At 49.4% G+C, this 5,596-nt stretch carries 6 protein-coding genes; 4 read left to right on the top strand and 2 right to left on the bottom strand.

The genetic code is table 11. The features are described 5' to 3' along the window. Positions 1-232 precede the first annotated feature (232 nt). Positions 233-1,084 (top strand): sulfotransferase, encoded by an 852-nt coding sequence (locus EYQ01_04355; GenBank protein HIE65036.1) that lies wholly within the window; start codon positions 233-235, stop codon positions 1,082-1,084. Here the strand turns inward: EYQ01_04355 and EYQ01_04350 are convergent. Further along, positions 1,078-1,986 (bottom strand): hypothetical protein, encoded by a 909-nt coding sequence (locus EYQ01_04350; GenBank protein ID HIE65035.1) that lies wholly within the window; start codon positions 1,984-1,986, stop codon positions 1,078-1,080. The two genes, EYQ01_04355 and EYQ01_04350, sit on opposite strands and share 7 nt — an antisense overlap. Before the next feature lie 174 nt (positions 1,987-2,160). Between EYQ01_04350 and EYQ01_04345 the strand changes: the two genes are divergently transcribed. The 3 genes from EYQ01_04345 to EYQ01_04335 all read left to right on the top strand — a co-directional run bounded on the left by EYQ01_04345 (position 2,161) and on the right by EYQ01_04335 (position 4,460). Then, positions 2,161-2,838 (top strand): hypothetical protein, encoded by a 678-nt coding sequence (locus EYQ01_04345; protein HIE65034.1) that lies wholly within the window; start codon positions 2,161-2,163, stop codon positions 2,836-2,838. A gap of 83 nt (positions 2,839-2,921) precedes the next feature. Beyond that, positions 2,922-4,103 carry a glycosyltransferase family 1 protein gene (locus EYQ01_04340; protein ID HIE65033.1) on the top strand — a complete coding sequence of 394 codons (1,182 nt, stop codon included), beginning with the start codon at positions 2,922-2,924 and terminating at the stop codon, positions 4,101-4,103. Beyond that, positions 4,104-4,460, top strand: a complete 357-nt coding sequence (locus tag EYQ01_04335; GenBank protein ID HIE65032.1) for a hypothetical protein — start codon at positions 4,104-4,106, stop codon at positions 4,458-4,460. Here EYQ01_04335 and EYQ01_04330 read toward each other — a convergent pair. After that, positions 4,457-5,287 (bottom strand): hypothetical protein, encoded by an 831-nt coding sequence (locus EYQ01_04330; protein ID HIE65031.1) that lies wholly within the window; start codon positions 5,285-5,287, stop codon positions 4,457-4,459. The genes EYQ01_04335 and EYQ01_04330 overlap by 4 nt on opposite strands. Positions 5,288-5,596: the final 309 nt, after the last annotated feature.

Genomic DNA, 5,596 nt, shown 5'->3' with positions numbered 1-5,596 from the left:
AACCGTGTTTGCAGACCATGCCTTTAGTACGAAAGAGGACCCATCCTTCAGAGTAAGATGCAAGTTGGTATTGGCCCAACCCCCATCCAAATCTTTCATCGACTTTAGATCGGTCAATCCGGCAAGCGATAGAAGCCACCTAGCATCATCGACTTCTACCCGACTACTCACAGGTGCCCCCTCCCAGCACATCATATTGCTTCTTCTCTCCGGTTATGACTTAACTTAGTGACTGCTGGGAGGTCATGTGACAGAACCGATAGTGGTTGTTGGCATGCACAGAAGTGGCACCAGCCTAATCTCCCGCCTACTTGATCAACTGGGAATTCTCATGGGCAAGGACCTCCAGGAGGATCATGAGTCCAAGTTCTTCATCGACCTAAATAAATGGATTTACGCAAACGCTGGTGCGGACTGGGCCCGTCCAGAGGCACTATCGGAACTAATCGATTTCCACCCAGCAAGTGAAAGGGTCGTGGAGTACCTGAGAACAAGGATTTCTAGTAGATCTAGCAAGAAGTTCTCCGGGAGGTCTCTCAAGAACGGGATCTTCGACATAACCGAGCCATGGGGTTGGAAGGACCCACGAACCGGGCCGGCCTTGCCAATCTGGCTATCCATCTGGCCAGAAATGAAGGTTGTACACGTCATGAGACACGGTGTCGACGTCGCTTCAAGCCTTCATACTAGGAGCAACAGGCACTGGAGCCAAGATGTCGGGCGATTCGAAAGATGGCTCCCGACCTATCGATGGAGAAAGAGCCAGTCTCCCATTAGGAGGGGACAAAGGGCTGCTACCCTCAAGAATGCCCTGGACTTCTGGGTAGAGCACGTCAGAATCGAGGACTCAGCCATTGGAAATAGAGAGGGAGTGCTGCGGGTTAGATTCGAAGAAATTCTCACCCAACCTGAAACGACGCTTGAAGGGCTAATGGATTTTGCCGGCGTTCCAATAAATCGGGAGAAATTGGACCAAATGATGGAAACACTGGACCCAAGTAGGGCATTTTCCCACAGAACCAATCCCGAACTATTGAAATTCGCAGAGCAAAATTCTGCAGTGCTGGAGCAGTTTGGCTACTGAACCCTATCCTGAATCTCCCTCACCCATTCAGAAACATCGAAGCCAGTTTGATTCTCAAACAAAGCCAGATCCTCACATAGTTCCACACCGCAAACTCGGTAGTGGGCATCATCCAACGCGCAAACAACCTCCCTTCGACTAAGCAGGGGCAACCTGTAGATGTTCCAGTCTCTCTTCTGTAGGTACTTTACAATCGGCGATTTAACAATTCCAGGGATTAGTGAGAATACAATCCTCACGATTCCCCCAAAAATAGTCGTCTGTCGATTGCTTGCGGCTGAGTTTGCATGTCTGCCCATCTTCAAATCATAATCCCACTCGTCTATCCCTAGGAATTCCTCAATTTTTCTGATAACTTTCATTGGCTCGTATTTCATTCGTGAACTGTCAATGATGACGAACCTATCTAAGTCAAATTCCTCCAGCCATTTTGCCATCGATGCCCCGTACATGGAGTCTACACGCAATGACTCGTCCAACCAAGCTTCATGGAACTTATCCCATCTGCGATCGTTTTCGCTGTCCTCGTCAGAGCTCCTTATCATGTTCCAGTGACTGACGGTTCTGGAAACCGGTTCCCTGAGGCAAAGGATAAATCGCCCATCGGGGAAATTAGATTTTATTCTCCTCGGAGCAATCGGACAAGCAAAAGTATGCACCGATGCATCCATCTTTAGGCCATTTCCCGAAAAGAAACCGTTGTATTCTACCCAATCGGGCTCTTCCTCATCTCTCGTGAAAGTACCTTTGTGCGTAGCAACAAAGTTCGGCTCTTTCGGGTCGGAGAGATTAATCCCAGCATGCTGATCTAAGACATGGGATAACCAGGTAGTTCCAGCCTTCGGAACGCCTACCAAAAAAACATCCATTCGCAAAGCCCTCTGCCAATTGGGAAGAGACATATCATTTCACTTTCATCATGGTTTATACTGGCCATTTGCAAGCATACGCATAAAACAAAACATTCCCGCCTCTTGACATCACATGCTCATTAAGGACACCAAGCTCTCAACCCGCATCATGATATTGGCCGAACCAAGCAGAACCATAGAGGATATATTTTCTGAGGCCCGACTATGAAGATCTCACCGATAAACACATATCAGTTCCTAAGGGACATAGCTAGAACTGTCATAAGAGGAGAACTCGACTCTCCGGATTTCATTATCCTGAACGAAAAGGAAGTAATTTTCGCTAGCGTGGCAAAATCAGCATGCTCGTCAATAAAGACAGCCATCTATGGCTCACCACCCCCTGGAGTAATGATTCACCAACACACATCGCATCTCTCTCACAGAAGAATCCCGAAGAAAAAAAACTCTTACTTCGTATTTGCATTTGTTCGAGACCCATATGAGAGGCTAGCATCCTGCTACAGAGCTAAGTTCAACAAAGAAGACGAATCCAAGTTTATGTTCGCAAACTATCTTTTCGGCTATCTAAAAAATGACGATTCTTTCGATGAGTTTGTTAGGAAGGTCTCAAAGATCCCCGATAGAATTAGTGACCGGCATTTCAAATCTCAGCACAAACTAGTTTTCGCCTCTGGAAACAAAGTCGACTTCATTGGCAATTTTGAAAACCTTACATCGGATTTTGATGAAATTAGGGACAAGTTCGGATTCGAGGGGCTCCCAGTCCTCAACAAGTCTTCGGGAAAAACCGCTACAGACCTTTTCTCCGAGGAAACCAGGGCTTTGGTATCCCGGAGATACAAGAAAGACTTCGAGTTGTTTGGTTATCCTACCGATTAGGGACCTCAACTTCCCAATCCCGACCAATTTTCAGGCCAATTAATCCATACGCCTATAACGAAAATTACTGCCATTTGACCACCATGCACATACTAGTGATGACCAGGTCAACCCTTCATCATGGATTTGGCGGGTTCCAGAGACAATGCACAGATCTCTGCGAGGGCTTCGTGAACAGAGGTCACGAAGTCACGGTCATCACCACTGCACACCCAGAGGGGGAGCAGATGTTGGAATCATCTGGCTACACGATACACTTCGTCAAGCCCTCCAAGCCCAGAAGACTGTCTCGGAGGTGGTTTAAGGAGACACGGAAGCTTGTCGATGACATCCATCAGAGAAAACCAATAGATGTTATTCATAGCAACGAGTTTGCGGGTTTTGGTCTATGCAAGTGGGCGAGGAAAAAAGGAATCCCAATCTGCCTCCTCTGCCATGGTTCGCTTAGGTCCGAACTCCTGTCGTTCTTCGCATCCGCAGATCGGCGACCTAGGTATTGGCATTGGCTCATTTTGACCCCGTTCTTCCTCATCAAGAGGTACGTCCTCTGGGAGATCCCAATGAGAAGGACCGTATCGAGTATTATTCTTGTCACCCCAACAATCGAAGGGGACTTCCGAGCATTTTGCAAGGGAAAGGTACGTGTCATAGAGAACGGTATCACACTACCTCAGAGGCCCGAAAAGAAAGACTCCCAAGGGACTCTGCGACTCCTCTGCACGGGCCGAGCAGATCGGCAGAAGGGATTTCAGATGGCAATCATGGCAATTTCGAAATTACAGGATTTAGATTTACACTTAGACATCGTAGGGACGGGCGACTACCTTGGAGAACTCAAGAAGCTCGCTGGGAGGCTGGAACTTGATGATTCCGTTACTTTCCGTGGTCGAGTCGACGACACCGAACTGTACAGGCTTTACTCGGAATCGGACATGTACCTGATCCCAACTCTGAGGTACGAGGGGCTTCCACTGGCTCTCCTTGAGGCCATGGCCCACGGAATCCCCACCATTTCCTCGGACATAGGGGGAAACTCCGATGTGATTACACATGAGAAAGACGGACTTTTCGTTAGACCTGGAAATCTGGATGAACTCGTGGAAGCCATCAGAGTCCTCGCATCCAGTGCAGATACTAGAGAATCACTGGGCAATGCAGCTAGAGACACTTCGGAAAGGAGATTCAACAAGGAGAGAATGGTTAGCGATACAGTGGAGATTCTGAGGCTAATCGCCGACCCGAACAGCAGCAATTCGAGCGCTTAGTTGAATAATCCACAACTGTCCGAACGAGTCGTGTTAGACTTCTCATCAATAATCCTCGGAGGATTTCAAGACGATTTAACAGCGGTATTCGGCGAATCTGTTGGATGGGCTATTGGCCATGCAATCATTGTGCTCGGCCTAGGAGCCATTGTAATAGGAGTCAGGGAGAGGGACCACGTCATCAATCACTCAGGAATTGGGAGGAGCGAGGCACTGGACTTCGGAATCTTCCTGTTGCTGACCTTCGCTCTCTTCTTCTTCTATAGTTCAGTAAGCGGCTTTGCATTCGCCCCATCATTGGCCGTTGGAGCAGCCTCGGCGCTGTTTCTCAGATGGGTGGTCACCATCCTAGGCTAGCCACGGCGGCGCCTCAAGACTACCACCAGCGAAACGAACAGGACGACTAAGCCCGCGCCTCCCCCGATGAAGTACTGCTGATTCTCCTCTGTTACGCCTAGGTCCTCTAGGAACGTGCCGTTTACGTCGATTCCCACAGACGGAACCAAAGTCTCCTTTTCATTGACAGTCAGAGTGAAGGCGAAATCGCTTGAGCACGACCACCCCGGATTGGTCATTTCATCGACCACAATCAGGCAACCCTCCCACTTCTCCTGAAGGTTGGAAGGCGTAGTTAGGACGAAACCGCAGTTGACCGATCCCATCGGGTTCTGGATTTTGCAACCGCCCTCAGACATGTCATTGAACCCCGATGGCCACATGCTCTCCTGCGTGCTACCCTTCTCCAGAAGGTGAAGGGAGACCACCATGCTGCTGTCCTCGTTGCTATCGCAACTATACACCACGGAGAAGGTCACATCATCGCCAGCCTCAGCGAAGATGGCCGAAGGACGGGACGAAGAACACGTGGTGTAGGGGAGTACCTCCACTTCGATCTCCTCTTCATCCGAGAATCCGAAAACAGTCACGGGAACTCCGTTCCACTCGGTTACGACCGCACTCAAGTTGACTTCGTATGTCCCTGCAGACTGCCCCGTTGGGGCGGTTATCACAATCTGGAATGTCTCTGACTGGCCACCACCGACAGTCATGCTCTCCGGACCGGCTATATTCAGAACCCCGGATTGGTACGAGAGCTCCACAGTTTCGGCTCCAGAGGTCGGATTTGTCAACTCGCAACTAATCATAGAACTGCCAGTCCCACCCGAGAGATCTATCTCCACCAAGTCATCACACTCCAGATCAGCCTCCGGCAGGAACTGGGCCGAACTGCTAGGAGAAATGCTGCAAACCAGTAGTAGACTGGTTACGAAAATGACCGAGAAAGGCCGAATTACCACGAATCTTCCTGACTCGTGTCCATCATAGACATTCGTATGGTTTGCTATCGAACTTTTCGAATTGCCCCCTCAAAGCATTCATGTCAGCCACTCACGCCGAAAGTAATGATGGGTGAGGGACCGGGCAAGCCGAAGGTCGAAATCACATCCCAGAACACGAAGGTGACTAGCGGCACTGATGTCCAAGAGAAGCTG

Source organism: Candidatus Manganitrophaceae bacterium (assembly GCA_012960925.1).
GTDB lineage: Bacteria > Nitrospirota > Nitrospiria > SBBL01 > JAADHI01 > DUAG01.
Note: the sequence above shows the minus strand (reverse complement) of the source record. Positions and strands in the feature narration are given on the sequence as shown.